Here is a 3,900-nt window from a genome sequence, read left to right as displayed (position 1 = left end):
GCGCCGCCTCCGAGAACGCCGACAGGAACTGCTCCGGGCCGCCCGTCGGCCCGGCCAGCCCCACCGTCACCGGCGCGCCCCCGGCCGCCAGCGCCAGCTCCTCGGCCGCCCGCCGCCCCGCCGTCCTGGGGTCGGTCCCCGGCAGCGCCAGCACCAGTCGGCCCGCCCGGCTCCCGGCCAGGCCGCCGGTGGTCTCGGCCACGTGCGTGGCCGCCGACCGCAACCGCCCCGGGTCGGCGCCCGGCGCCTCCGCCACCACCAGCACGTGCGGGGCGTCCAGGTCCGCGTGCAGCAGCGCCGCCCGCTCCCGCAGCGACGCCGGGTCGCGCGCCGGGGTCTCCAGCAGCTCGTTGAGCAGGTCGCCGCGCACCCGGTGCTCGGTCTCGCTCACCGAACGCCGGATCAGCAGCAGCAGCGCGGTCACCATCGCCGCCCGCTCCAGCACCCGCTGGTCGGTCTCGTCCAGCTCCACCCCGCGCAACACCAGCGTCCCCAGCGGCTCGCTGCCCGCCGCCGCCGACGCCACCCAGGCGTTCCCGGCGCGCACCGCGCGGCCGCTCGCCAGCGCCGCCCGCACCGCCTCCTCCACCGCCTCGTCCGGCTCCGGCGGATGCGAGCGCTCGGTCACCGACCCCTGCGGGGTCGCCGTCACCGTCACGTCCGTGGTCACGTCCCGCACCGTCACCGACCCGCCCAGCACCTCGGCGATCGCCGCCGCGACCTCCCGCACCCCGCCGCCGCGCAGCACCAGGTCGGTCAGCCGGTCATGGGCGGCCGCCGACCGCTCCACCGACGCCGTGTGCCGCTGCAACCGCTCGTTGACGGTGTGCAGCTCGTCCAGCGCCCGCCGGGTGTCGTCGATGAGGTTGGCGCTGTCGATCGCGATCGCCGCGTGCGTCGCCAGCGACGACAGCAGCGCCACCTCCGAGTGCGCGAACGGCCGCTCCCGCCGGTTCGCCGCGAACAGCACCCCCACGTCCCGGCCGTTCATCTTCAACGGCACCCCCAGGATGGCCACCAGGCCCTCCTCGCGCACCGCGTGGTCGATGTTCTCCGCGTGCGCGAACCGCGGGTCGGCGAAGTAGTTGGCCGTCACGTACGGCAGCGCCGTCTTGGCCACCAGCCCGCCCAGACCCTTGCCCGCACCCAGCCGCAACTGCTGGAACGACGCCGACACCGACCCCGACGTCACCCGCATCACGGTGCCGCCCGCCTCCGGGTCGCTCAGCGTCAGATACGCGACGTCCGTGCCCAGCAGGTTGCGCGCCCGCTCCACGATCGCCCGCAGCACCTGGTCCAGGCTGCGCATCCCCGCCAGGTCGTTGGCGGTCTCGAACAGCGCGCTCAGCTCCGACTCGCGCCGCCGCCGGTCCCGCATCACCGACCGCACCCGCAGCGCCGTCAGCTTGGCCGCCTCCAGGGCCGCCACCACCTCCGGGTCCGCGCCCCGGGCACGGGCCTGGAGGACCGGGCGCTCGTACTCCACCGCCGGGGCGTCGCGCAGCAGCAGGTCCAGGAAGAGGGCCTGGCCGGCGACGCCCGTCGGGTCGTCCCCGGGCGAGTCCGTGCGGGAAGGGGTCGTGTTCAGCTCGCGCTCCATGCTCCGTCCACCGGCAGCGACGCCCCGTTGATGTACGACGCGTCGTCACCGCACAGGTAGGCGACCAGCTCGGCCACCTCCTCCGGTTCGATCAACCGCTTCAGCGGGGTCCGCGCCAGCAGCACCTCCGACACCACCCGCTCCTCGGGGATGCCGTGCGCCGCCGCCTGGTCCGCGATCTGCTTCTCCACCAGCGCCGTGCGCACGTAGCCCGGGTTCACACAGTTGGAGGTCACCCCGTGTGGGGCGCCCTCCAGCGCCACCACCTTGGAGAAGCCCTCCAGCCCGTGCTTGGCCGTCACGTACGCCGACTTGTAGGCCGAGGCGCGCAGCCCGTGCACGGAGGAGATGTTGACGATCCTCCCCCAGCCCCGCCCGTACATGTGCGGCAGGGCTCCGCGCACCACCCGGAACGGCGCCTCGACCATGAGACGAAGGATGAACGAGAACCGCTCGGGAGGGAAGTCCTGCACCGGGGACACCGTCTGCACACCCGCGTTGTTCACGATGATGTCGGCGCCCCGGGCGGCCTCCTCGGCGGCGTCCAGGTCGGTCAGGTCCAGCACGACCGGATCGCCCACACCCCGGTCGGCGAGGTCGGCCAGGGCGTCGGCGTTCACGTCGACCAGCCGCACGGCGGCGCCCGCGTCGGCCAGCCGCAGGGCACAGGCCCGGCCGATACCGCTGGCGGCACCGGAGACGAAGGCGGTCTTACCGGTCAGGTCGACCCGGGCGGTGTGCTCCGCGGGCCGGGGGGAGGGGGGTGCGGGCGCGCGCCGCGCCGTACCCGCCGGGAACTCGTGCGTCGTCATGGCAGCAACGTAGGCCCGCCCGCGCGGCCGGGGGATAGGAGGCGGATACACACCAACCGGCTCGCACATGTGGACATGGGCCATGCCCCGGGGTGCCCCTGTGGGGTTCGCACTGGACAGGGGTGTGTGATCGGGGTCTCCGCTACATGTCGTGCGCGTCACACGCGCGTTAAGGTCCGGGCAACGGTTCGGCCGAACCCCCCGCTCACGCCGTATCCCCTGGAGGCAACCCCCATGGACTCCGCCGCCCGCCGGGCGCGGGTACCCCTCGCCCTCGCCCTGGCCACCGTCCTCGTCACGGCCGCCGCCCTGCTGACCGCCCTGGCGCCCCGCGCCCACGCCGCCACCCTCACCCCCGTCGCCTCGTTCGGCACCAACCCCGGCAACCTGTCCCTGTACACGTACGTGCCCGACGGGCTCCCCGCCGACGCGCCCCTGGTGGTGCTCTTCCACGGCTGCGCCCAGGACGCCGCCGCCTACCACCAGCACTCCGGCTGGGCCCGCGCCGCCGACACGGGCGGGTTCGCGCTCGCCTACGCCGAGCAGAAGACCGCCAACAACGCCAGCCGCTGCTTCAACTGGTTCGAGCCCGGCGACGTGGCCCGCGACTCCGGGGAGGCCCGCTCGGTCCGCTCCATGGTGGAGCACACCGTGTCCGCCCACGGCCTGAACCCCGGGCGCGTGTACGCCTCCGGCCTGTCCGCCGGCGGCGCCATGGTCAGCGAGGTGCTCTCGGCCTACCCCGACCTCTTCGCCGGGGGCGCGATCGTCGCCGGGGTCCCCACCGGCTGCGCCACGAGCATGGTCGACGCCTTCACCTGCATGAACCCGGGCAAGACCCAGACCGCGCAGCAGTGGGGCGCCAAGGTCCGCGCCAAGAACCCCGGGTGGACCGGCCCCTGGCCGCGGGTGGCCGTCTGGCACGGCACCTCCGACACCACCGTCGCCCCCGCCAACGGCACCGGCGGCGTGCGGCAGTGGACCAACGTGCACGGGATCGCCGAGACCCCCACCGCCACCGAGTCCCTGCCGGGGTCCACCACCGCGTCCTACTACGGCGGGTCCGACGCCGCCTCGGCGCGGGTCGCGCACTACTCGGTGTCCGGGCTCGGGCACGGCACCCCGGTCGACCCGGCCTCGGGCTGCGGCACGGCGGGCGCGTACTTCCTGGCCTCGGTCTGCTCCACGGGGTACACCGCGCAGTTCTGGGGGCTGGGCGACGGGACCGGGCCCCAGCCCACCGATCCGCCCACGGAGGAGCCGACCGACCCGCCGACCGAGGGACCGGACGGTGAGTGCGTGCGCGCCACCAACTACGCCCACGTCCAGGCGGGCCGCGCCGTCCAGCGGCTCGGCCAGACCTACGCCGTCGGCTCCGACGACGCGCTCGGCCTGTGGAACGTCTTCGTGACGACCTCCCTCACCGAGACCTCGCCCGGGTACTGGAAGAACACCCCCGGCGCCTGCTGACCCCCCGGGAGAACGGCG

3 protein-coding genes are annotated in these 3,900 nt (G+C 74.9%); 1 reads left to right on the top strand and 2 read right to left on the bottom strand.

Going from position 1 to position 3,900, the window contains the following annotated elements; all coding sequences use genetic code 11:
* Window positions 1-1,600, bottom strand: a 1,600-nt coding sequence (locus tag ACJOT3_RS33290; RefSeq protein ID WP_406977110.1) for a helix-turn-helix domain-containing protein, incomplete at its 3' end; no start/stop codon positions are given.
* On the bottom strand, window positions 1,585-2,412 hold the full coding sequence (locus tag ACJOT3_RS33285; protein WP_406977109.1) for a 3-hydroxybutyrate dehydrogenase: 828 nt from the start codon (window positions 2,410-2,412) through the stop codon (window positions 1,585-1,587). The genes ACJOT3_RS33290 and ACJOT3_RS33285, both read right to left, overlap by 16 nt.
* A gap of 234 nt (window positions 2,413-2,646) precedes the next feature.
* Here ACJOT3_RS33285 and ACJOT3_RS33280 point away from each other — a divergent pair, with 234 nt between their 5' ends.
* Window positions 2,647-3,882 (top strand): extracellular catalytic domain type 1 short-chain-length polyhydroxyalkanoate depolymerase, encoded by a 1,236-nt coding sequence (locus tag ACJOT3_RS33280; RefSeq protein WP_406977108.1) that lies wholly within the window; start codon window positions 2,647-2,649, stop codon window positions 3,880-3,882.
* Window positions 3,883-3,900: the final 18 nt, after the last annotated feature.

The sequence above is a fragment of the Nocardiopsis protaetiae genome, assembly GCF_045446735.1.
GTDB lineage: Bacteria > Actinomycetota > Actinomycetes > Streptosporangiales > Streptosporangiaceae > Nocardiopsis > Nocardiopsis protaetiae.
Note: the sequence above shows the minus strand (reverse complement) of the source record. Positions and strands in the feature narration are given on the sequence as shown.